Source organism: Paenibacillus violae, from assembly GCF_032461945.1.
Lineage (GTDB): Bacteria > Bacillota > Bacilli > Paenibacillales > NBRC-103111 > Paenibacillus_E > Paenibacillus_E violae.
On sequence record NZ_JAWCUD010000007.1, the window covers coordinates 17678 to 42527 of the forward strand.

A 24850-nucleotide genomic window follows, 5' to 3' on the forward strand; every position below is an offset into this window, starting at 1 on the left:
CCTAGTACACCCCCTCATGACCGAACGCTTTGGCCAAACGGTTGGCCAAGACGATCAACAGCAGCCCGATCACCGATTTAAATATGCCTACCGCCGTGGAGTAGCTGAAATTGCCCTGTAGTACGCCATTGCGGTAGACATACGTATCAAACACGTCCGCTACATCCAGATTCACCGGATTTTGTAGCAGCAGAATGTGCTCGAAACCAAGATCCATGATCTGGCCCAGCCGCAAAATAAATAGGATGACAATCGTTGATTTTAACGCCGGCAGCGTGATATGCCATACCTGTCTCCAGCGGTTCGCCCCGTCTACGACGGCTGCCTCATAGAGTGTCGGGTCTACGGCCGCAAGGGCAGCCAGAAAAATAATGGCATTCCAGCCGCTTTCTTTCCAAATATTTTGGGCCACATACACGCCTCGAAAATAATCCGAGCTCGTTAGCCATTCGATTCGCTCATACCCCATACCCGCAAGCAAATTGTTGATCGCGCCGTCCTGTGTGGCAAGCAGCAGCGTCGTGATACTGACGACAACAACCCAGGATAAAAAGTGCGGCATATAAATTACAGTCTGCACGATCCTTCGGAACCATGACTTCTTTGCCTCGTTCAACAGAATGGCGAACAAGATCGGTGCGGGAAAAAACAAAAACAAATTCAGCGCGCTCAGCATCAGCGTATTGCGGAGCAGCGTCCAGAAGTCCGCATCCGTAAACAAACGCTGGAAATGGTCCAGACCGACCCAGGGACTTTCAATAAAGCCCGAAAACGGATCATATTCCTGAAATGCGATCACCAATCCGCCCATCGGAATGTATTTGAAGATAACAAAGTATAAAAAACCCGGGAAAATCATCAAGTATAGAGGAATACCGCGTTTCCAATTCACCCGCCGAATCCTATTCGCTACAACAGGGACATAGGCTTGGGAGGCTCTATTTGTTTGTTTTCCGCTTCTCATTTCATCTACCTCTGAACTATGTCATGTTATTGCTGAGATTTCTGATAAGCTTCGTTATATTCTTGGGTAATCTTGTCGCCGCCGTCCTTCTTCCACTGTTCCACAGCTTGATCCAAAGAATCGATCGGCTGCTCGCCCATAATGACTTTGATTAAAGCGGTCATAAATTTCTGATCAATGGTCGCTCCGCTTTTGACATCTGTCGGTGATTCCAGTCCAGCCGCTACATTCGTCCATTTGAACGGTTCGCTGTTTTTGAACCATTGATTGACGTCGTCAGCCGTCTTTTTATCGTCCCAGAGACGAATTTGCGTATTAAGGTCGAATCTGCGCAAATACCAGGCTGAAATCAGGATCGGACGGTCCTTATCGAATGCATCCAGCTTCGTGTACTTATCGCCGTCTTTTTTATAGTGAACCCCTTCTATCCCGTTCTTCGTCAAGATATTCCCTTCATCGGACACCAGATAATCAAACAGCTTCAACAGTCTTTCTTGCTTCTTCGGATCAATCTTGGAATTAATAACGATTCTTTGGGTTATTGAATTTGTCGATGTTCCTTGCAGTCCCGTAGGCCCTTTTGGCGGCAGGAGCTGCACAGTTTCCGCTTTAGGATCGATTTTCTTCACATTCGGCACAATGGTCTGATATAAAACATTCGGCACGACATCATCGATACCGACTTTGCCCGCCTCGTATTTGTCCTGAGGGTCCTTCACCTTATTGATGGCAAAATCTTTGTCCATCACGCCCTCTGTATACGCTTTATTCAAAAAGACGGCAAAGTCCTTGAGCTCTTTATTCTGCGTATGCCAGCTGATCAACTTGCCATCCTTCACCCCCCAAATATTGACGAGACCGAATGCCGCCTTAATCGGATCGATATGCTTGAAGTCCGTTTTATTCGGTGCCAGCGAAACCGAGAAACCGTACGTATCGTTTTTCCCGTTTCCGTCAGGGTCTTGCTTAGCGAAGGCTTTGGTGACGTCGTAAAATTCATCAACTGTCGTCGGCATTTTGAGATTGAGCTTATCCAGCCAGTCTTTTCGAATGCCGAACGAAGTCTGGGTTTCGATTTGATAATAAGGAAAGCTGTAATACTTGCCCTTCGGGCTCATAAACTGCAGCTGTTCTTCTCCGCCTAGCTGTTTGGCCAAGTTCGGATATTTGCTGAGAAACGGTTTGACGTCAAGAAATACACCCTTATCCCGCCATTTCAAAAAGTCATCTTTCATAAGCAGGAATGAATCCGGAAAATCCCCTGAGGCGGCCAGCACGTTCATCTTCTCTTTATAGTTATCCTGTGAAACCCATTGGAACTTAAGATCCACATTAAACTTCTTATTGAGATAATCGATCATCGGATTGTTTGCCGGCCATCCCCCTCCTTCATAGCTGACTGCCATAATATTCAGTTCCAGCTTATCCTTCAGATCATCCGTCGTGCTTGGATCGGCTGTTGCTTTACCCGCTTCCGGGCTCGCCGTTGTGCCGCTGGAGCACCCTGCAACCACCCCTGTCGCTAACAGAACAGCTAAAGTAATTGGAATCCACTGCTTCATTTTGAATACGCCTCCCGTACATTGATATATAAAATATGCATCCCCCGCTGGCTGCCTCCTTCTCATTCCGCTGCCGATGGCTTAAGCGAAAAGAGCTGCATTCAGAGCGCTGCTGTCGAGAGGTCAAACGCCATGGAACAAAGCTTCAACATTGGAACCGGTTCGATTTTAATTTATGTAGCATCTTCCTTTTCGATGCCGAAACGCAAAAAAGGAGACTACGCCAATTAAAGATGCGTGTCTCCGGTGGTCCGGTCAACAAGGATATGTAGATAGCTTATAATTCCAATCCAGTTACTGTGTTTAATTCTAACGAGTTCTCTTTAAACCGTCAATAGTTTTTATGTCTGAGATAATGAGTCTTGTGATCGTCACAATAAAAAACTGCCCCCCAGCGAAAAAATCGCTGAATGAGCAGTTCAAAAAAACATATTATTTCGGTTCGTTCAAAATATAGTCGACCAATTCGTCGAGCGGTACCGTCGCAAGAGCGATCGCTGTGTCCGTTACACCGTAATAAATATATAAAAGTCCGTCTTTCACTACATTGCCTGTCGGGAATATGACGTTTGGAATCTGGAATCCGAACTTCTCGTAATACGTTTCCGGTTCCATGATGAAATTATGGGTTCTGGCAATGATTTTCTCCGGATTCTCTAGATCGAGCAGCAGTGCCCCGACTCTGTATACAGTATCTTTATCAACACCATGATACAGCGTCAGCCAGCCTTTATCCGTTTTGATTGGAGGTGTGGAGCCGCCGATTTTCTTGAATTCCCAATCATCGTTTTCCGCCTTGGCGAGCAATTTCGGCTCTTCCCAGTCGATCAGATTGTCGGAATAAGTGATCCACATCGCCGCTTTTTCCGTGCCGTACTTCTCGCCGATATACTCTTCCGGACGACGCAGCAGTACATACTTGCCATTAATTTTCTCAGGGAACAGGATGTTGTCTCGGTCATTAATATCAAGCGGTGTCGTATCGCATAAGTACTCCCAATGAATGAGATCCTTCGACGTCATGATCCCGGAACGGGTCAGCCAATGTTCCGGCTTCTCGCCCCAGCCGTCCGGATATGTCGGAACCGATCGTTCCGGAATGCCGGCTCCGGTCGGATAGTAGCTCATCGCGCAAGGACGCAACGCGTAATTCAAGTAAAACGTATCGTCGATCTTCACGACACGCGGGTCTTGTACGCTGCCGTACGGAAATCCGAGCATGTCCGGCGTAACGATCGGTTGATCCACCACATGGCGGAAATTAACGCCGTCATCGCTTTCCAAAAGTCCTAGAAAGTTTTTGCAAGGCGTCAACGATTCTGCCGTACGCTCAATCATGTAGAACTTGTCGTTCTCGATAATGACCGCTGGATTAAAGACCGTCACTTTACGCCAGTCGTATATGCCCGGAACCACGATTGGGTTAGCCGGATGTCTTGTGATTTTCATGGTGGTGCCTCCTGATTATGAATTGTCTCTTGTCCATTGTGTCTTGCCGTTCACCTCATTATATAACTGACCAGTGAACGCCTCATATCCGTGAAAGTTTAGAAAACATCCAGATTTTTATGGATGCCATCGAAAAATCTAACGTGTGATGTGAAGCATCGTTTCGGCCGTGTGCTGCGAATCGCTTCCGACCATGATTTTCACATTCCCCGGCTCTACTTTAAATTGCATCCCGGAATCCCAGATGGCCAGTTCCTCGTAACCAAGGCGGAAAATTACGGTCTTCCGCTCACCGGGAGCCAGCTCCACTTTCTGGAATCCTTTGCATTCGATGATACGTCGGGTAACGCTCGCTTCCATGTCTTTGATGTAGAGCTGAACAACTTCAGCTCCCCTCATCTCTGATAATATCCGAAATATGCCACTAAAATGCGGAGCGCTTTCAAATTCCTCAGCTAATCTGCCTGAATCATCGGCGAATCCTCCTAGTTCCAACAGAGCAATGCTTCTATACTTATCTTTAAAGGAACGTCAAACCAATACGGAAAGGACGATCGCCATGAAGGATCAGCTATCCGGCCAACATCCGGCAGACCGTTGGATCTCACAGGATCAAATTGAATTTTATCGGGAGAATGGATTCGTTCAAGTCAATGATTTGCTGGATGAGGATGAGCTCGCCGCATTACGCGAATATATGGAGGAGTCGATGAGTGCGAAGGAAGGCTTGTCGGTGAAAACGGGGAAAGACAACGCCGCATACGCCAGAGTGCTTAATCAGAAGGTGAACACCTGGAGAGATCACGGCGGCATGGCGACCTTCGCCTTTCACCCCCGATTTGCGGAAATAGCGTTACGTTTGACAGGTGCTAAGGGGATTCGTTTTTTCCACGATCATGCGTTATGGAAAATGCCTGGGGACACGAATGCCACGCCGTGGCATCAAGACTCTCCGAAGTGGCCGATGAATGAGGACGGGTGCATGAGCATCTGGATTGCACTCGATGATGTGGATGAGAATAACGGCTGCATGATGTTCGTACCGAAATCTCATAAGGTTGGGAAGTTAACGAACATCTCGTTGCATGATCCCGTTAATATTTTCGACTTTGTTCAGGGGACTGAGTTGGCTGAGCGGAAGCCGGTCATGGTACCTCTAAAGGCGGGCAGCTGCACATTTCATGACGGGCTTACCTTTCATTATGCCCATGCAAATAAAACCGACAAGCCTAGACGCGCTTACGCCATCATCTATATGCCGGACGGAACCACGTTTAACGGGAAACCTCATATGGTTTTGGATGGGCAGCAGACCTATACACCGGAGGAACCGCTGCGCGGGCCTATGTTTCCGCTGCTTGCCAAAGTACCTGCTCAAAGATGATCTTTCCGATACTGGCGGGGGGACATACCGGTCCAATGCCGGAATGTGCGGTTGAATAAACTGACGTCCTCAAAGCCGACCTCTTGCGCGATATCTATCATTTTGAGTTCCGTCTGTACCAACAGCCGTTTAGCGGTCATGATTCGCATTTCATTGCGATATTCCAGAAACGTACGTCCTGTATTCGCTTTAAACTTGGCCTTGAAGGTGGAGACACTCATGCCACACAGACGGCTAACCTCAGCCAGCTTAAGCTGCTTTTCCAGATGACGTTCAATAAAGCGGGCGATTTGTTCTATCGCCTGCTTTTCTGATGTACTTGCAAGCCTTACGTTTTCGTTGTTCTTGCGGTTACAGCGGCTTAAAAAAACGAAACATTCCACCAGCTTGGATCGGATCATCGATCGGTAACCGTGGTCTTTCACCGTACATTCCCGGACAATTTCGTCGAGCAGCGACTTAAATAAGCTCTGCTCGACTGGAGACAACCACAGCGACGGCTGATCTTTGACCGTTTGGCGCATAAAGGGAACGACATAATAAAAATCAAAAAAGGAAGAGTCTTCCTTCAACTTTTCCAACTCATGAAAAATCAAAGACGGATGAAACAAGACATTATAAAGAAGAAGCTGTTCATTCTCCCCCACTTTGTAGGAATGTTCCATACCGGGTTCAATGACGAACGCATCCCCTGTGTGAAGCCTGTGCTCAATTCCTTTATATGTATGTAGGCCGCCACCTTCGACGATGTAGACAAATTCAACGAATTCATGGCTGTGTGGAGCTACGTACCGTCCTGCCGAGAGTTCGTAGGGGGCCGCATAGAATGGGAATGTATCGCTTTCCAGAAAGCGTTCATTGGTATGATTAACCATAAGCTTAGCCCCCTCGTTTGTCCGCTTACTCCACTCTTATAACCGTGATACCTGGCGGGAAGCTTTCGGTCCACACCCCGTTGTCGTAACAGAGTTCAATCTTTCCGGTTGGAACACGAACCTGCAGCGAAAACGACGTCCAAGTTGCCGGAAGCTTAGGACAAAAAGCAATTTCTTGCCAACCCGGCTTGGCAGGTTTTAGTCCGATAATGTCTTCAATCAGCACAGGAACGGGTCCGCTTGCCCATGGATGGCATAGGCTCGTATTCCATTTCTGGTCCTTGCCCCACGCCTCGAAACACGTAGTTGCTCCCTCTTTCAGCATATTCCCCCATGAATGTTCATCGTCTGATGATAGCAAATCATAGATCAATTCATACTCTCTAACCTCCGCAAGTGCCTTCATGACGAAATAAGAGAAATAAACGCCGCAGGCGAAACGTTTGGTTCGGATCATATCGACGATAGCCACAACGGATTTCTCAGGAGCGATGCCGAACAGAAGGGGCAGGACATTGGCGTGCAGGGCATGATGCCTACTTTCCTTGGAATCTTTAAATAAGGCGTTCTCCTCATCATAGAAGGCGTCCAAGAAGCTTTTCTTTAATTTGGGCAGCCGATTCTCATAGTTGACGCCTAGCAAATCCCGCATCTCGTTCACCGTACGTACACAACCGATATATAAGGCATTGATGACATTATGACAGCCAGGGCCTATCGGCTTGGTTAGTTCAAAGTCATAGTTATCGCGCAGTCCTTGCGGCCAATCGACAAGATTCCATTTATCCGCAACGCCTTGCAGCAATCCATCTTCTCGCTCAAATTGCTCAAAATGCTGCAGCAACCCTTCCGCATACGGGTACATCTCTTGAAGAAAGGCCTTATCTCCACTGTAATTGAAATATGTCATGACTTGCATCGGCCACTGTAAAGAAAAATCAGCTATTTCCTGCATGAAATGTCCCGGTACAACGGCCATGAGCCCGCCACAGACGAAAGAACTGCGTCCGAATTGCTCAATCGCCTTGCGATATAATCGTAAATCCCCGCTGAGCAGCATATGCGAGTGACCAATAATCGTATTGTCGCCCAAATATTGACCTTTCTCTCGGCTGGGACAGTCCACGAAGTTTTCCTGCGATCCGTATTGGACTCCATTTTTACAAATTTCAAAAATTTGATTCATCCGCTCATCCGAGCTGTGAAGCAAACAGCTTTGTTCATCAAACGGATAATGTCTGACGATGGCATGGAAGGATTCCGGGTTCAAAACTCCCTCCGGTCCTTGCACTTCCACATAACGGAACGCCTTGTAATCAAACGTTTGGAAGGAATCCATGTCGCCGGATAACGTCCACTGATCATGATACAGGCAATTGCAGCGCATTTCGTAACGTACAGCCTGATCCCCCGGCAGTAGTTCTTCCCCGGACCAGATCTGCACTTCTTCTCCCACTTCTCCATATGCAGTCATGGCGAATTGACCCGTCAGTTCTCCTCCGAAATCGATCAGATAATGACCTGGTGCCAGCTGTTGGACATTCGACGGCTGCTTCCTATAAACGTCAAGCACCGGAGTCGGCTGTAGAACAAATGTATAATCGATTTTCTCTGCAGCTTCCGCTTGCGGCCAATCGGCATCATCAAACCCGACTTCTGTCCACCCTCTCACCGATTGCCTGGCGTCCAAATGCTCGGTGAACTGCGTGTCATAGCCGAAAGCGACACCGGGCCGATTGTCATATACCCGCTTCGCTTTCCAAGTGCGATCTGTTTTAACCAGCAAGTTCTCGCCCGCCCACAATTCTGCCAGCACACCTTGCCGGTAGTCAGCGCTGTTATAAGCACGATTTAACAGCCCTTGATAATAGACATGAATGGCAATTACATTCTCCCCGGCCTTTAAACATGAACGAACATTGGTACGATTAAAATAGTAATGATTCGCATCACTTTGAGCCGGCCCCTGGCATACGAACTCGCCATTGATATACAGCTTATAATAATCATCCGCCGTTAGATGAAGCCAGATCTCCTTCTCATCCAAACTCTTGTCATCCAGCATACATACGGTTCTTACATACCAATGGTGATGCTGTAAATCGGTTCGATGCGGTTCTACCTCATGTGCTTCAAGCTCTTTATGGTAGAGACAAGGTTTATTTACATCTATAAATGAATGATCTGTCAACCAATCTGCCTGCCACTTTGTTGACAACCGAACCATCTCCTCTTTCCTCATAAGTACGCGCCAGACTCCGTATTACAGTATTTTGTCCGTGATGCGTTTCTTCCGAAAATCGCTCGGCGGGAATCCGGTCAATTTCTTAAACGCTCGATTAAACGAAAAATAATGCTCATAACCAACGAGTCCGGCGATATCCTGTATCGAAGTGCCCGTTTCTTCCAGAAGCTGCTTCGAATGAAAGATGCGCAGCGCCGTTAAATAATCGATAAAATTTTCACCTGTTTCCTCTTTAAATAAGCGGCTGACGTAATTTTTACTTAACGAAAATTGTTCGGCAAGCAGCTGCAGGGACAAGTCTGCATTTGCGTAATGGGCGTCAATGTACGCTTTCACATCGTGAATCAGCAGCCTGTGATTTTTAGTTTCACGCAGCTGCTTCCATAACTCGGCAACGGTGCTGAGCCGTTCCAGCAATACTTTTTTGATATCGTCCATCGTTTCGAATCGGTCAATCGCTTGGGTAATAGGAATGAGTCCCTCCACACGCCATGATTCGGTATATTCACTGGGAAATTCAGACAATTCACGTGTGAAAGTAAAGGTCATATAGTAAAGCAGGTTCTTTAACTCGTCCCGGGTATACAATTCGCGATTAATGGCTTTGAATAGGAAATCGAACTGGTTATACCATTCATCGTTTCCGCTCTTATACACCTGAACGATCGTGCGGATTAACTGTAAAATATCAAACAACTCGGTTTCCGTCTGCCGCGCGATAACCTCATAGTGAATAACCCGATTGTTTCCCAATGCGGATCGGTATTGTACGGCTTTAACTGCCTGCTCGTAGGATTCACCGATATCCTCCGAACGCTCCGTCATTTTCCCTACGCCGATCGTTACCGTGAAGGCAAGATTGGCTTCTACCCACTCCCGCATACTCTCACAAATAGTACTAATATCACTCATGGAAAGTTCGACATCTGCGCCAAACAGAATACTCATTTTATCCACAGATATCCATTCACTCCAAATACCAATTCCATACTGCTCAGCGGTTTCTTTCAACACATTCGACAAGACAAATTTCAGCAGCACCTGATCTCGCGTGGAGTAGCTTTCTGTAAAATCACTAATTCTATCAATTTCCAATTTGGCCGTATTGAAAGAATGCCAGTTACAAGCGAAGCCAAAGTTATGCATCTCATCGGTCAATTCATCTTGGCTGATGGGACGGTCCCCTGTCAGAAGTTCTTGAAAAAAGTATTTTTGACGATAGGGCAAATTTAAATTACTTTCCGACTGATAACGATCAGCGAAATCAATAATCTTGTCTACGGCCGCATCGACAACCGAAATTAATTCTCCACCCGGCTGTCTGAGGTTTAAATAATCGGAAATTCGGCTCATACTCGCATCGATAGGTCTTGCATATCGTTTGGACAAATAAATAATTAAGGCTGAAGCAATCAGAACCATCACAACTCCGATAAGTATCCAGCTATAATAGAGCTCGGAAAAAAAGCCATAATGGTACGATTCTTTTATACCGCTGTTGAACGTCCACCCCGTCTCCTCAAACTTCAAGTTAAGGATGTCTTTGTTGGCTTTCACTTTACTTTGCCCAATCAATTGACCTGCTTGATCGACTAATGTAATGGAACTAATTGAACTTACAGAGATGCTTTGCAACCAAGAGGCCAGACTCGAAACATCGATATTCACGATAAGGATGCCGCTTGGCTCCGTTAGAAAAGGGACCTTTTTAACGAGCGATACAACTTGAGCGTCATAAGGTTGAGAAGGAAGAACTTTGTAGGTTCTTACATTCGTCCAAATGCTAGGAAGCGGCTGTTTTATCTGCTCCTTTACAAAATCGCGATCGCCAAATTCTGCAAGTGGCAGGTACATCTCCGTGCCGAGTACTGTCATATCGATATTGCGATAAAAGTAAATGGATTGAATGAAAGGAAAACCCGCCTGGACCTGCCTGAAAAGTTCCGCCACCTTACTGCGCAGCAAATACGGGTTAACATCAGAATCGTGAAGCTGAAACATATACTGATTAAACTCCTTGTTATTGACGGTTGCCGCATTCACATTCTGATCGATGTTGCCAAGAATCGAGTTAAGCTGAAGCATGGTGTATCGCGTAAATGCTTCATTTGCACTCACAGTTTGCGTTTGGGACTGCTTATTCATCGTCATGAAGAACACGAAGAACAGGACGAAAACAAGCAAATAGACAATTGGCAGGTAGGTTGTGACCAAACGGTAAAACCAAGAATGTTTCTTTAACATGGCATGCTCTCCTCGGGCATCGAAATGAAACGGCGGAACCGTCTACTAGGGACGGTACGAACAAGGCTGTCGGCAGACATCCACCGACAGCATTCTCCATACTCTTTTAGTTAAAATTCATGGAAAGTAAATCGTTTTGGCTAACCATCGTATCCTTATTTTTCGTATACCAATCCTGGTACCAAGCCTCCAGCTTATCTCCATCCGATTTTTTCCAAAGATTGATCGCATCCTGCTTCGCTTGAGCTGAAGTATACGAAGATCCGCTTACAATCGCTTTATTCCATAAGTCCCCAATCGGATTGCTGGTGGAATCAAGCAAGTTTTTGGAGATGAATTGCATGTCAGCAGGAAGCGTAGGCATGAACCCGCCAAGCGTGATACTGGCTAACGGGCGGTCCTTTGTAATGTTCAAGCTGAAAACGTCCTTGCCGAGATCGTAAAACTCCTTCTGAAGCGGATTGCTTTGATCAAATCCCTTCATCGTCGTATCAAACTCGTTATATACATATTGGCCGCCTAACATACGGAAGTCGCCTAACCAATCAAGCTCCTTCTTATTTTTCTCCGCATTAATCGGAACTTCTTTGTTATTTTCAACTTTGTAATGTGTGCCTTCAATGCCGCTATAAGTTGTTTTGACCCACTCTGGTGAGCTCAAATAATCAATCATTTTGATCGCCGCTTCAGGATCTTTCGTTTTGGCGTTCAAGACACCCGTCAACTGCACCGGTGGATTGAAATCAGGTGAAAAACTGCCAAACTGGCTGGAAGGTAGTGCGATGGCCACAAGCTTGGCATCGGGGACATTTTTACGCAAGGTTTCGTATTGAGAAGTAAACACTTTGTATGAGCCTGCAGCTGTATAGATCCCTATTTTACCTGTAACAAAATCCTGCTCGGCTTTCTTTCCATTCTTATCGGTCAGAAAATCCTTATCGACGATGCCTTCATCGAAAAGCTTCTTGCGGAAGGCGTTCGCAGCCTCGGCCCGATCCCAATCCTTCACCCATTTGCCGTCTTTGAGTATCCAGGTTACATTTTGGAACATAGGGTCAATTAAGTTGCCGCCTCCGGCCATATTCAAGCCGTATGTATCCTTCTTGCCGTTACCGTCAGGATCTTGCGTTGCAAACGCTTTCGCAACTTGAAATAATTCATCCGCCGTTTTGGGCACCGATAGTTTCATCTTATCCAGCCAATCCTGCCTAATCACTGTATAACTATATGGCACATAGCCAAGAATGCGGCCTAAGTCATAAATTTTCCCATCATCCCTCGTGCTCAGCTTTTTGAGTAGAGGAAATTTATTTAGCAGCTGCTTGTAAGTTGTGCTATTTTTTTCAATCAAATCTCCGATTGGCATGATCTGTTTTTGTAAATACAGTTGATTGCGGAATCCCACATCGTATTCTAAAATAACATCCGGCGCTGACCCTGACGCGACAAGAGTATTCAGCTTGTTAACGGATTCTGCACGCGGGACAGGGGATATCTTTAAATTGATTCCGGTTTTATCCTGGATGAATTTCGTCCAGATGTTGTTTTCAGCTGTCCCCAGATCAGGTGCAATCGTTCCCCGATCATAAAACGACATCGAGAGGGACATCGCACGCGCAGATGCCGATGCAGCAGGTTTGGTTGATGTTTGAGCTTCTCCGGTCTTACTATCGGAACAGCCTGCCAGTGACGTTGCCGTAAGCGTCAACGCAACCGTGGAGATGACTAGCGCTTTTTTGTTCATATAAGAACCCTCCTGTTTAGTATTGTATACAAGCATTCTTCTTTTAGGAAGAGCAGACTTGTCAGAAAATCAGATGTTCAACTTATCCTTTAACAGAACCAATCATTACGCCTTTCACAAAATACTTTTGCAGAAAAGGATATAAGATAAGCATTGGCACAATCATGACGAATACCCCTGCCGCCTTAATCGACTCCGGTGTAACGGATGTTAGATCCTCCGAAGACGTGTTTGCAATTTCCTGCAGCAGCTGCTGGCTGGAAATCATTTGCTGAATAAGTACAGCGAGCGTATTTTTACTGGAATCGTTGATATAAATCATGACACTGAAAAAGGAATTCCAGTAGCCAACGCCGTAGAAAAGCGTAAGTGCGGCGAGTACCGGCAAAGAAAGCGGCAGGACAATCTGAAGCAACAGTCTGATTTCTCCACAGCCATCAATGCGGGCCGCTTCTTCAATCTCCTCTGGAAAGCCGTTAAAGAATGAGCGCATAACCAGCATGTTATAAACGCTTATTAATCCAGGCAGCCAAAGTGCGCCATAGGTGTTGACCAATCCGAGTGATTTGATGACAAGATAAGTGGGAATTAATCCACCATTGAAAATCATCGTAAACACAATCAGCATGGTGAAAAATTTTCGGCCGTACATAAACTTTCTCGATAAGGGGTATGCCCCTAATAAGGTGAACAGCATACTGAGAAACGTTCCGACCGCTGTCACTTCAACGCTATTCCGAGCCGCTTGTAAAATGCGAGTCCCTGTAAAAAGCTTATGGTACGTCTCGAAATTCCATCCGATCGGCCATAAGCTGACAAATCCGGATAAGATGGCATCATTGGTACTGAGTGACAAAGCGAGCATATGCAGCATGGGGAGTAAGCAGCTGACAGCGATAGCGCCAAGGAGGACATAATTTATCAAGTAGAATATCTTTTCTGTAGACGAAGCTTTAATGAGAATACCCTCCTTTTCTACCAAAGGCTATTGCCTGTTCGTTTGGCAAGTACGTTGGCTGCAATGACGAGCAATAGGGCAACCATCGACTCGAAAAAGCCCATTGCCGTAGCCAGACTAAATTGGCCGCCGTTAATGCCCACCCGAAAATTCCAGGTGGAGATGACATCTGACACAGCGGATACGGCCGAATTTTGCAGCACATAAATTTGGTCGAAGCTGACCTCCATAAAGTGGCCAACCGATAGCACGAACATGATCGCAATGGTCGGTAATATAGCCGGTAGTGTAATGCTCCAAATTTGCCTTAATTTCCCTGCTCCATCCATGCTGGCGGCTTCATACAGCGACGGGTCAACGGCAGCAAGAGCTGCCAAATAAATGATGGCGTTCCAACCCGCTTCTTTCCATATCCCACTGCCTACAAATATGGCTATCCAACTGTTCTCTTTGTACAAAAAGGGATAAGGTGTTTCTGACCATTGGGTAACAAAGTGATTCAGCACCCCTTTTTCCTGGGCAAACACGAGGGCAATAATACCGCCAATAATCACCCAGTTCAGAAAATGAGGCAAATAAACAAGGGTTTGCACCAGTTTTTTAAACCATAACTTCCTGGCTTCGTTCAAAAGAATTGCCAAGAAAATGGGAAAGGGGAACCCGACAACAATTTGTAGAAAGCTCAGAATAATCGTGTTGCGGATAATTCGCAGCATTTGCGGCTGCGAGAACAGAATCTCGAAGTTTTTGAAACCTACCCAGGGACTTCCGAATACACCATCGCCAAAATTATACTCTTTAAAGGCAATAACCAGGCCCCCGATAGGTGCATATCGGAAGATAAGAAAAAAGGCTAGCGCCGGTAAAAACATAAGCATAATGGGGACGTTTTGCCGGAAACGCATGCGATCGAATCCCCGTCTCCTATTGAGCTTTCCAGATACTGTCGTATTGAGCAGCTTTTCTATTTGTCTCACCTTCCTCACAATTTGATGTTCGATAACCTTGAATCGCTTTGCCAAACTCTGGATTTATCTTATCTCGTGATCTCCGCCCTCTCAATTCACACATTTCCGAGTAGTTCACATTTCTTACATAGCCATCTGATCTCACCTTTTTCACTTACCTCAACTATTTCAATATAGGAAAAGCAGCAGGATGCCAAAAACCCCTCCATTTCTCACATGGAGGGGTTAAGATACGAGAGAACGCTTCAAGAACGCTACCCGTTACTATGAATCCCCTGGTTCGTGTTCGAATGTTCTTCGAACCTAGAGGGAAAGGGATTTTCAGTACTACTTCAAGAACGCTTTACTATCGCTTCAAGAACGCTGTCAAACGGAGCCCAAGTGACGCTCCAGCTGCAGCACCTCAATGCCGGCAAGCAGCACAATACCGATGCCGTGCGTATCATTAAGCAGCCAGGAGAGATCGTCTTTATAGTAGCCCACGCTATACGAATATCCCGAACCGCGGCACACACCGTACACGTTGCCGAATTTATCGATGGAGATGCGGGCCATTCCGTTCCAGCCCTTATGAATCGCTGCGATATACTTCTCAGTTTCTGTTAGCCACCCATATCTGACCCCGCGAGCAAATGCATACAAGAACATGGAGGTGCAGGAAGTCTCCTCATACGAGGCAGGTTCTGTCAGCACTTGGTGCCACAGACCATTCTCCCCTTGCAGGCGCAAGTAACCTTCGCTCAGTTCATTGAAGAATTCCAGCAGCTCATTGCGCTGTGCATGGTCGTCAGGCAACACGGCCAGTAATTCGGACAAGGAGAAAATGACCCAGCCATTGCCGCGGCCCCAAGCAATTTTCGTTGGTTTGTCGATCCCGAAGTCATAGACGTGAGACATGATTTGCAGCTCAGGGATGTACAATTTTTTCTTAAATTGGATGAATTGATTGGCTGCATCTTCCAAGTAACGGATATCACTCGTCCGCTGGTAGCAGCGGCACATGTACGGCACGCTCATATACAAATCGTCGCACCACAACGTCGCGTTCGGGAAATCAACATGCTTCGGCTTGCGGTACAGCGATCCATCAGGCAGTCGATCCTGCTGATTGCTAATATAATTTGCAATTACATCGGCAATCCGCTCAGCGCCTTGAAGCGGCTGATTTTGCAGCGCAAGCAGCATCGTTGCTCCAAAGGAACCGCAATCATCCAAGCTGTCCAGTGTAGCCAGCGTGTTCAACACACCTGAGGCGCCGTACTGGGCTTTATCCCAGCCCGCATAGGTGTAAAGCCGCGTGCAGGTTTCAATATGCTTGTACACATACTGCAGCAAATCGTCGCGGCCGAGCAGCTTACCAGTCTGCAGCATCCCATACAATGTCACGCCAAGCGGATAGTTCCACTTGCCGAACAAGGCATTCTCCGTGAACGGCCGCACCCACGTGTTCGGCTGATCCAGACGCCAGAAGGTTCCGCCTTCCTGCGTCTCCACCAAGGCAAACAGCGAAGCTTCAACATCAGGCATCACGTCCTCTGCACCGAAAGGCCCCACATACAGCCACTCGTCCTTCGCCCCATGTACAGGATAAGGCTCTACAAGCTCAATGCCTGCCGAAAGAGGGTCCAGACGAAAACCTGCGCTTCCGTTCGAGCCATAACATTGAATGACGAGATTATGCTCGCCATAAGCTAACTGCAGCACGACATAAAAAGCGCCTGCTTTGTCGATGTTTGCTTGCAGTTCCCCATCCACATAAATCGCAATGCTACCTTCCGCATGACCGCTTAATTCAACCAGCCGGGGTTCTGCCGAAAAGGAGCGAAGCTTCGTCCACGCGAGTACATACCCCTCATTCAATTCGCCGAAGATGCGGGCTACCGGGTTTTTCGCCTGCTCGGCATCACTCCACGTCAGCTTCGGAAACCAAGCGATGCCGTGATCTCCTTCCGTGCTTCCATCACCCGGGAGCTCGCTCCACACATGATCCTGCGGGGCAGTGTAGATCCATCCTTCGTGGCCGAATCGCTCGGGTGAAGGTGCCAGGAAATGGATCGGGTTGCTCTTATAGGAACCTGGCCCCAGAGAACCTCCACAGCCCGCTTCCGTTTTCGTAAACTGGAACACCAAGTGATTCCAGCCTTTCTTCATCTGAATCGTCACGACCGTTCTGCGTTTTGGATTCAGTTCATCGGCGATATTGGCTTTATAAACGGGTTGCCCATTCGCATACAACGTGAGCGGACCATAGCAGTGCAAGATGAAATTGAGCGGCGTCTCCACGTCACTCCAATATTGCGACCATGCGTAAACCATCTGTCCGTTCTGAAGCTCGGGAAACCGATTTACAAATTGAAACTCATAACTATAATCGTGATTCTTCAATATCCCATTGGCACAAAAAGCCCGGTACGCCATCGGATGAGGCGGGTTGTTGCCTACATATCGGTCGGCTACTGTAGCTAAAATTTCGCTTACGCGGTCTCCACATTTCGTATAAATACTCTCATTGATGTCAATATAACGCTCAGCCATGGTCTCTTCCTCTCCCATTCCAATGCAGAAAGGGGCGAAGTTTCCCCGCCCCTTGCCAGATTTAATTTTTATTTAGCTGCTGCGCCAGCGCTGCGTTTTTGGTAAGCGTCCGTCATTTCTTGGCTCATTTTCGCTAAGTCAGCATCTGTTTTGGCTTTTGCAACGAAATTGTCCCAAGCGGTAATCGGCTCACGGCCCAGAATGATTTTTGTTTTCAAATCTTGTACTTTCTTCTCAAACTCAGGCAGCAGCTTTTGCGCTGTCGGCGAATACAGGCCGATACTGATATCAGCTACGCTTGTTTTGGCACGATCATCCTGGATCTTCATAAACAGATCGTTTGCTTCTTTCGGGAAGTATACCTTCGTAGAGCTCGCATATGGATCTGCTACATAGACAATTTGGTTAAAGTCAGGACCGTTATCTTTGGCCAGCTGCTCGGTATTGATCACTTTTTGGCCATCTTTCACCGTATAATCCACACCTTCAATGCCGTATTGCTGAATAGCGAATACATCGTCATTCATCCACGTATCGACCATTTTCAAGATACGTTTCATTTTCGCTTCAGGCACGGATTTCGGAATAGAAATCATACCGGAGAAGCCAGGGCCTTTCGGATTGTATCCATTCATATTGGTCAACGGATAGAAATCAGTTGGCTTCATGTTCGGATCGATTTTTTTCAACAATTCATAGTGATCGTTCATCGTGCCCGCTTTATCCATAATGATACCCGCTTTACCGCCGTTGAACAGATCTGCAGCCTGTGACAGCTTGTAGGAAGCGAAATCTTCCGGTAACAGCTTATCTTTGTACATTTTAGTCAAGTACTCAATAGAACTGCGAGTTTCAGGCAGCAACGCGGTATTGACGATTTTGCCGTCGACCAACTTCCATTTATCGTTTTTCACGTTCGCGCCCGTGAAGCTGTTCTCAATCATCGCAAGCGTTCCCATATCTGCCGGAGGCGTCATGAAGGCAGCGAGTGCCGTTGTATCGTTCTTGCCGTTTTTATCCGGATCTTTCTCCGCAAAGGCTTTCATAACCGTGTACAGCTCGTCGGTTGTTGTTGGCACCTGCATTCCGAGATTGTCGAGCCAATCCTTGCGAATAATGAAGAAGGAATCGGCTTCAGCCGGGCGAGGACGCGGAATACCGTAGTTTTTGCCATCCTGCATTTTCGTCAGGTCCCAAGCCGTTTTGGAAATTTTGGAATTCAAGTTCGGATAATCTTTGATGTAAGGAGTCAAATCCCAGAAAGCGCCTTGCGATACCGAATTACGGAAAACCGATGTAAACGGATCGTTAATCGTGATCAAATCAGGAATATCGCCGGATGCCAATGTCACGTTCAATTTATCCGTATAGTTGTTACCGGATACCCATTGAATTTTCATTTTGGAGTTGGTTGCTTTTTCAATAGCCTGTTTAATTTTGTTATCATCTGCTGCCGGAGACGGTGTAAGCAAAATCGTCATGATGTTCACTTCAAGCGGTGCTTCCGTTCCGCCTGCGGCAGTGCTTTTACCCGTATCCGCTTTGTTCCCGCATGCAGCCACGACACTAGATAATGCCAGCATCAGTATCATCGAGCCCAAGACAACTTTTTTGTTTTTTCTTACTTTCATTTGTGATCCTCCCTTGTTATGAACTTCTGTGTATCGAACGCCTTAACAGAGCACAAGGTTGACAATAGTACATTCCACTTTGATCGACAATCGGACTTTTTTGTACTGCCATTTCAGCCATTCTAGGACTATCTTGCAGCTTGCACTTCGATGCACAAAGGCCCAAACCCCTTATTCCGTGCGGTTTACCTCGCGAAATTGACTTGGTGTGATCCCTTCGTACTTTTTGAAAAGCCGATTGAAATAACTATGTTGATAGCCGATCGCATCGGCCACTTCGTTAATCTTCATATCCGTTTCAATGAGCAAAGACTTGGCATTGCTAATCCGAATATTCGTCAAGAAATCGATAAAATTAATCCCTGTAATTTGCTTAAAAGCCCTGCTTAACGTATATGGACTTGTGCCGAATAAATCGGCGCACGATTCGAGCGATAATTGCGTCATGTACTGCTCGCGTAAATGGGCGATTACTTGCTCAATGATCTGCTTGAAATGATAATCCTGACGGGAGATCATTTCCTGAACGAAGACCGCAATCACTTTGTGCTGAAACCACTTGAGCATTTGCTCGGGCTCTTTAATTTGCGCAAGCTGCTCGAACAAGTTCACACTGCCGAACAACTGCACGGGATTCATCCCCGATTGCAAGGACGCATACCGAATGCTGCCCAAGAGCTGCAGCATGCCTTGTTGAAGCATAAATTCGGTCGAGCCGTTCGCCGCCAATTCCTTCATAAATTGTCCGATCAAATCAACAGCGTCTGACTCTTGACCGTTGCGAATCGCATGAATAATTTCTTTATCCAAGGTGAACGGATAGCCGGTTTCCTTAAAGACATTGAGCTTGGAAAGCTGCTCCGTCTTAATAATCTGATTCTCGTCGAGCAAATCTCGATATACCAACGCTTGCTTCACTTCCTCGAACAAATGTGGTATTTGTTTCACGTTGTGAACCCATTTGCTGACCGATATCGTAACCTGCATTTTCAGAATGCGGTTAATCGCCAGAATGATTTCTTGACATACCTGCTCCAAATCATCCTCTAACCAGGTTAACGGGTGAGCTACGGGAAAGGATAGCAGAACCCCGATCGAAAAGTTATGGAAATTCATAATTTCCGCTTGCTCATATTGGCTTGTGAACAGCTCATCGATAATGTTGGCGGCGGCGTAGGTCACGAGACTTTCATCGCCTTGCGAGAACCTTCCTTCGAGGTTGGCAAAACCCGTCAATTGAAACACAAGCGCTACAAATTGACGCTCCTCCGTTTCCCAGCCATATCGCTTCATCCGTTCCTTCAAGTCGCTTTCTTGCAGAGAAATCAAGTAGCCCTGCGCCAGCTGGAGGAAGAAACCCTCTCGCAAAAGCGGCATTTGCTCTTTAAGTTTGTGCCGCATCGTCTCGGTTTCCTTGGACATATGCTGCCAATGCTTCTCGATCATGGCAAATTCGTCCTTCACCTCGCCATTCTTTTCACCGGACAGCAGGGTCAGCAGCCGCTGTACGGGATGATAGATTCGGCGGGACACGAACCAAGAGAGCAGCAGGGCAATGAGTAGGCCGGAGAAACTAATAATTAATATCCACTTGGAAATGGAAACGACCGGGGCTGTAATCGACGATAGCGGCGCAGCGGAGATATACACCCACTTCTGGCCCAGCCGGTTAAAGTGACCGTACGAAACCGAATACGAAACCTTTTGATAATCAAATAACAACGATTCAGGCTTGGCGTCGTTCACCGCTGCTTCCCCTAAATCCGCTTGATGCTTCATGTAGGCTTGTTTAAGCGCTTGATCGAGCTTCGATCCTTCCGCCCCGCTGCTGCTGGATAAATTCCAGTTGTCCTCCTCATTGAACAGCATCGTGACGCCTTCATCATAAGGAGTTAGCGTTTTTAGCACCTTCAACAAGTTGTCCTGATTCAATGTGGCAACAAGAGCACCGAAGGGTTCGGTGCTGTCGCCGGGAATTTTATTCACAATCGTAAGCCCCATCTTGCTCGTTCCTTGAATCTTCGGAAACGTCCAGAACATCGACTTATCATGATGAAGCAAGTTCTCGTAGCTCTCGACATCGGCCGAATCACTTAGAAATTTGTAGCGTTCCGTTGTAAAGACGAGCGGACGCGGCTTGTCCAGAAACAGTTCTACTTTCTGCAGAAAAGGATGCGAGCTCTCAAGAGATAACAGGGTCCGGTACATATCCTGAACCGTCTCGTAATTATAGGCAAAGTTAAGCGTCTTCAATTTATCGTCAAACTTGGAGTCGAACGCCCAATGGGATACCGTCATTTCGAGAAAAGCAAGCTGGTCGTCGATATTCGCCGCCCGGTTGCTAATCTGATTCTGGTGAAGTCCCTGAAGCTCTTCCTCCACATTGTTCGTGGCGATCCAATAAATACTGAGGCCGGTAATAAGCCCGGGAATACTTGCCATAATGAGAATCATCGCAAGGCTTTTCCAGAAAAACCGATTGTTATATTTATATTTTTGAAAATAGCTGAATAACGCGCCCAAAATTCCAGTCAAGATGCTCACCTTCCAATAACTGATTTTCTACACGATTCGACATCTGGAGCTGGAATCCCTTCCCTTCGAGCCGTTACCCCTTGACCGAGCCTACCATCGCACCTTTAGCGAAATGCTTTTGCAAGAAAGGATATACCACCAAAATGGGAACCGTCGCAACAATCACCGCAGCCATTTTTAATGTTTCAGAAGGAGGTGGTACCGTGGAAACATCCATCCGCAGATCCGTGTTGTTCGCATTGAGCAAAATGTTTTGCAGCATCACTTGCAGCGGCCATTTGCTGGCATCGTTAATATAAATCAGTGCGTTAAAGAACTGGTTCCAGTAAGCGACCGCATAAAACAAACCGAATGCAGCCAGCGAAGGGAGCGACAACGGCAATATAATTCGAAAAAAGGTCGACAAGTCGTTGCAACCGTCCATTGAAGCGGATTCCTCCAGCTCGGCAGGGATACTATCGAAAAAGCCTTTCATCAAGATGACGTTCCACCCGCTTGCAAGTGCCGGCAAAATGAGCGACCACAGGCTATCGATGAGGTGCAATTCACGTACCAGCATATAGTTCGGAATCATACCAGGATTAAACAATATAGTGATTAGAATCGCGATTAGGGCGAATCGTCTGCCGCGAAGCCTTTTTCTGGATAATGTATACGCCAATGAAGCAGTGAAGATCAAGCTGAGTGCCGTACCAACTAGAGTCACGTAGACGCTTACACCGATCGATTTCGGAAAAGCGCCTGTCGCCATCAGAAATTTATAGGATTCAAGCGACCACGTCTTTGGAAAAAGCACGAAGCTTTCCTTCAAATATTCCGTAGGATCGGTAAAAGAAACGACAAACACATAATACAGCGGGAAAAAGGTGATGATGCCTACCAGACCCAGCAATACGATATTCCCTATGTTAAACAACCGGTTTCCCAATCCTTCTTTCATATAATTCCCTCCTAAGGACATTGCTATAGCTATGTCTCTCCCTGATATGGACGTTAGTAAACCCCTTCTTCGCCCATTTTTTTCGAAATCCAGTTTGCCACTACGACCAACACTAAGCCTACAATCGATTTGAACAAGCCGGCAGCGGTACTGTAGCTAAACTCGCCTTGTTGAATACCGACCCGGTACACATAGGTATCGAATACTTCAGCCACATGGGAAACAGCGCCATTGTACATCAGGAATACCTGCTCAAAACCAACATCGAGCATATGGCCGAGGCGTAAAATGAGCAGTGTGATGATGACGTTGCGGATCGCCGGCAGGGTAATGTGCCACATTTGGCGAAGTCGGCTTGCCCCATCAATTTTTGCAGCTTCATAAACCCCTGGGTCAATGCTTGCCATCGCGGCCAGAAAGAGAATAGTCCCCCAACCGCATTCCTTCCAGATCGACTGCAAGGTCAACATGCCCCAGAACGTATCTGGATTCGTTAAAAAGTCAATCCTGGCCAAGCCTAGTCCTTCCAGCATTTTGTTAACCAAGCCTTCACCTTTGGCAAACATGAGGAACGTTAAACCGGAAATAATGACCCATGAGAGAAAGTGCGGCATGTAGACGATCGATTGAATGACCCGCTGATACACTACGCTGCGAAGCTCATTTAAGAGCAATGAAAGCACAATAGGCAGCGGGAAAAAGAGCACGAGGTTCAGCAAATTAATGGCCATCGTATTACGGAAAAGCAGCATAAAGTCCGGATTGGTAAAAAATCGTTCGAAATGCTCGAACCCCACCCATTCGCTGCCGGTTATGCCGGCAAACGGCGAAAAGTTTTGAAATGAAATGACGACGCCCCACATCGGGGCAAATTTGAATATCAGAAAAAACAATGCGCCTGGCAGGCCGAGCAAATATAAATATTTATCGCGCCTTAAATCTCTTAGAATGCCTCTCTTATGCCATTCTCGGGACTTCGCTAGTTGGTCAGATGCCGTAGACTCCGGTTGCATGAATGCCATCCTCTCCATTCCCCTTTCTCATTTTTTTCTCGTATGCTTAACAACTTAGAATAAAACGTTACCGTTTACAATCAGACAATATTGTTCGGGTTTAGGGCAATTTTGTCGCAACTGGATTGGAAGGTGAGACTATTTTGCCGATTGAGACAATCTTGTGCAAAAGGGTAGAAAGCGCGCCACAACAAGGATTACATCCCGATACGCGCAAAAAGGGGCGACCCCTGGTCAGTTCCGACACTTGGGCAGCCCCTCATTGTTATTCCATTGCCGCAAGCCCATGCCGGTCATAAAAAACCGGGCCGCGGGACCAGACGCATGCCAAATGCATCAGAAGCTCCCCCGTCATGCGTTCACGGATTCTCGCATAATGCTCATCGGCATACACGTTATGCCATTCGTTAGGATCCGCTGCCAGATCGTACAGCTCTCCTTGAAACTCGCCGATTCGTCCAATCGCCTCTCCGAGCTTACCAGGCATGTACAGGATCAGTTTGTAATCCTGTTTTCTCCACATCAACGCAGGAGCCGAGTGGTGCGGTTCCGCTCCTTTGCCATGAAATTCGCAGAAAGTCCCAAGACGCTGCGTTTCACCCAGCAGATCCAGCCCGGGCAATTGCGGATTCACCGGCAATCCCGCTACCTTGGATAAGGTCGGCACGAGATCCACCAACTCGGCGGGGCGGTCGTCTACTGACCCCCGTACCCTTTGCGGCAAATAACTCCCGGCTAAGATCATCGGCACACGGACACTGCTATCATACAAACAATATTTGCTGAAGCGGTGCTGTCTCTCGCCCAGCATCTCACCATGGTCGGAGACGAAGACGATTAAGGCATTGTCCAGCCGCCCCTGCCGCTCCAACCGATCCAAAGCCTGCCCCAAGTAATCGTCAAGCCAGGAGCAATTCGCCCAATAGCGAAGCGTTGTCCGCTTGCGCTCCTCCGGTGTCATCGCTTCCCATACGTGCCGCTTTTCCCAATAGTTGCTCTGGCTGCTCTCATTCACAGCGTCGGTCGCGGCCAGATGCGTATTCTGCTCAAGCTCCCATGGCGGCTGAGCGATATCCGGCATCTCGTTGATATCGTATAGATCCTCGAATTCCTTCGGCACATTGAAGCCGGCATGCGGTTTCAAGAAGGAAAGATAGAGGAACAGCGGGCGTGACTCGTCCAGCCCCTCATCAATAAAATTCAAACATTGCTCAGCCACCCATCCGTCACGGTGCCAATGCGTCGGTACTTGACTCGTGCAGCCGATATAGCCTTTAGAATTCTCCTCACCGCCACCGTAGTCTTTCGTTTCTTCATAATAAGCGGCGAGCCCCTCTGGCTCGGCATCCCCCATCATGACAGCGCCATCCTCATAATGTCCGCTGTCGCGAGACAATCCGACGGCCCGTACTTCGAAGCCCCGTGTTGAGGGAACCGGATTTTTCACTCCGTGATTCCAATGGGTTTTCCCGAAGCCTGCGGTTTGGTACCCTGCTTTTCGCATCAATTCCGGGAGCGGATCGCTCGGCAGCTTGTCTTCGTCGTACAAGCCGCCGTGATTGGTTCGCACACCGAGCTGCGAGGGATAATAGCCGAACATCATGGAGGTGCGGCTAGGCACACACATCGGCGCCTGACATACCGCTTGGCTGTACGTGATTCCCTGCGCCGTCAGTTTATCGATGTTCGGCGTATGGATATGCTCGTTGTAGGCACCGATACAATCCCAGCGATGCTGATCCGTCATGAAGAAGATAATATTGGGTTTGATCGCTGCTTGTTCTGTGTTGTTTGGCATGAACG

17 protein-coding genes are annotated in these 24850 nt (G+C 47.2%); 1 reads left to right on the top strand and 16 read right to left on the bottom strand.

The genetic code is table 11. The annotated features are described in order from the left end of the window. Window position 1: 1 nt before the first annotated feature. The 4 genes from RQP52_RS19800 to RQP52_RS19815 form a co-directional block, all read right to left on the bottom strand. Window positions 2-964: an ABC transporter permease gene (locus RQP52_RS19800; protein ID WP_315953473.1), complete on the bottom strand. Its 963-nt coding sequence runs from the start codon at window positions 962-964 to the stop codon at window positions 2-4. Between the two features lie 26 nt (window positions 965-990). Next, complete coding sequence (locus RQP52_RS19805; protein ID WP_315953474.1) at window positions 991-2526, bottom strand: type 2 periplasmic-binding domain-containing protein; 1536 nt, start codon at window positions 2524-2526, stop codon at window positions 991-993. 432 nt (window positions 2527-2958) lie between these two features. Beyond that, window positions 2959-3975, bottom strand: coding sequence for a glycoside hydrolase family 130 protein (locus RQP52_RS19810; RefSeq protein WP_315953475.1), 1017 nt, complete (start codon window positions 3973-3975; stop codon window positions 2959-2961). Window positions 3976-4113: 138 nt separating this feature from the next. Further along, complete coding sequence (locus RQP52_RS19815; protein ID WP_315953476.1) at window positions 4114-4470, bottom strand: fibronectin type III-like domain-contianing protein; 357 nt, start codon at window positions 4468-4470, stop codon at window positions 4114-4116. A gap of 64 nt (window positions 4471-4534) precedes the next feature. On the opposite strand from RQP52_RS19815, the gene RQP52_RS19820 reads away from it, so the two are divergent. Then, the gene (locus tag RQP52_RS19820) at window positions 4535-5359 is read left to right on the top strand and encodes a phytanoyl-CoA dioxygenase family protein (protein WP_315953477.1); all 825 of its coding nucleotides are present in this window, start codon (window positions 4535-4537) and stop codon (window positions 5357-5359) included. On the opposite strand, the gene RQP52_RS19825 is transcribed toward RQP52_RS19820, so the two are convergent. The 12 genes from RQP52_RS19825 to RQP52_RS19880 form a co-directional block, all read right to left on the bottom strand. Continuing rightward, window positions 5350-6234: an AraC family transcriptional regulator gene (locus RQP52_RS19825; protein WP_315953478.1), complete on the bottom strand. Its 885-nt coding sequence runs from the start codon at window positions 6232-6234 to the stop codon at window positions 5350-5352. The two genes, RQP52_RS19820 and RQP52_RS19825, sit on opposite strands and share 10 nt — an antisense overlap. A 25-nt stretch (window positions 6235-6259) precedes the next feature. Beyond that, window positions 6260-8452, bottom strand: coding sequence for a family 78 glycoside hydrolase catalytic domain (locus RQP52_RS19830; RefSeq protein ID WP_315953479.1), 2193 nt, complete (start codon window positions 8450-8452; stop codon window positions 6260-6262). 45 nt (window positions 8453-8497) lie between these two features. After that, window positions 8498-10723 (bottom strand): helix-turn-helix domain-containing protein, encoded by a 2226-nt coding sequence (locus RQP52_RS19835; RefSeq protein ID WP_315953480.1) that lies wholly within the window; start codon window positions 10721-10723, stop codon window positions 8498-8500. A 106-nt stretch (window positions 10724-10829) separates the two neighbouring features. After that, window positions 10830-12467 carry an extracellular solute-binding protein gene (locus RQP52_RS19840; RefSeq protein ID WP_315953481.1) on the bottom strand — a complete coding sequence of 546 codons (1638 nt, stop codon included), beginning with the start codon at window positions 12465-12467 and terminating at the stop codon, window positions 10830-10832. An 82-nt stretch (window positions 12468-12549) separates the two neighbouring features. Beyond that, window positions 12550-13425, bottom strand: a complete 876-nt coding sequence (locus RQP52_RS19845; RefSeq protein WP_315953731.1) for a carbohydrate ABC transporter permease — start codon at window positions 13423-13425, stop codon at window positions 12550-12552. 17 nt (window positions 13426-13442) lie between these two features. Further along, window positions 13443-14330, bottom strand: coding sequence for an ABC transporter permease (locus RQP52_RS19850; protein ID WP_315953482.1), 888 nt, complete (start codon window positions 14328-14330; stop codon window positions 13443-13445). A gap of 429 nt (window positions 14331-14759) precedes the next feature. Next, the gene (locus RQP52_RS19855; RefSeq protein WP_315953483.1) at window positions 14760-16928 is read right to left on the bottom strand and encodes a glycoside hydrolase family 88/105 protein; all 2169 of its coding nucleotides are present in this window, start codon (window positions 16926-16928) and stop codon (window positions 14760-14762) included. 68 nt (window positions 16929-16996) lie between these two features. Then, window positions 16997-18559: a type 2 periplasmic-binding domain-containing protein gene (locus RQP52_RS19860; protein WP_315953484.1), complete on the bottom strand. Its 1563-nt coding sequence runs from the start codon at window positions 18557-18559 to the stop codon at window positions 16997-16999. 171 nt (window positions 18560-18730) lie between these two features. Next, window positions 18731-21094, bottom strand: a complete 2364-nt coding sequence (locus RQP52_RS19865) for a helix-turn-helix domain-containing protein (RefSeq protein WP_315953485.1) — start codon at window positions 21092-21094, stop codon at window positions 18731-18733. 73 nt (window positions 21095-21167) lie between these two features. Continuing rightward, window positions 21168-22034: a carbohydrate ABC transporter permease gene (locus tag RQP52_RS19870; RefSeq protein ID WP_315953486.1), complete on the bottom strand. Its 867-nt coding sequence runs from the start codon at window positions 22032-22034 to the stop codon at window positions 21168-21170. 53 nt (window positions 22035-22087) lie between these two features. Continuing rightward, entirely contained in the window at window positions 22088-23056 is a 969-nt protein-coding gene (locus tag RQP52_RS19875; protein WP_379170717.1) for an ABC transporter permease, read from the bottom strand. A 256-nt stretch (window positions 23057-23312) separates the two neighbouring features. Continuing rightward, complete coding sequence (locus RQP52_RS19880; protein ID WP_315953487.1) at window positions 23313-24845, bottom strand: sulfatase family protein; 1533 nt, start codon at window positions 24843-24845, stop codon at window positions 23313-23315. Between the last annotated feature and the right edge of the window lie 5 nt (window positions 24846-24850).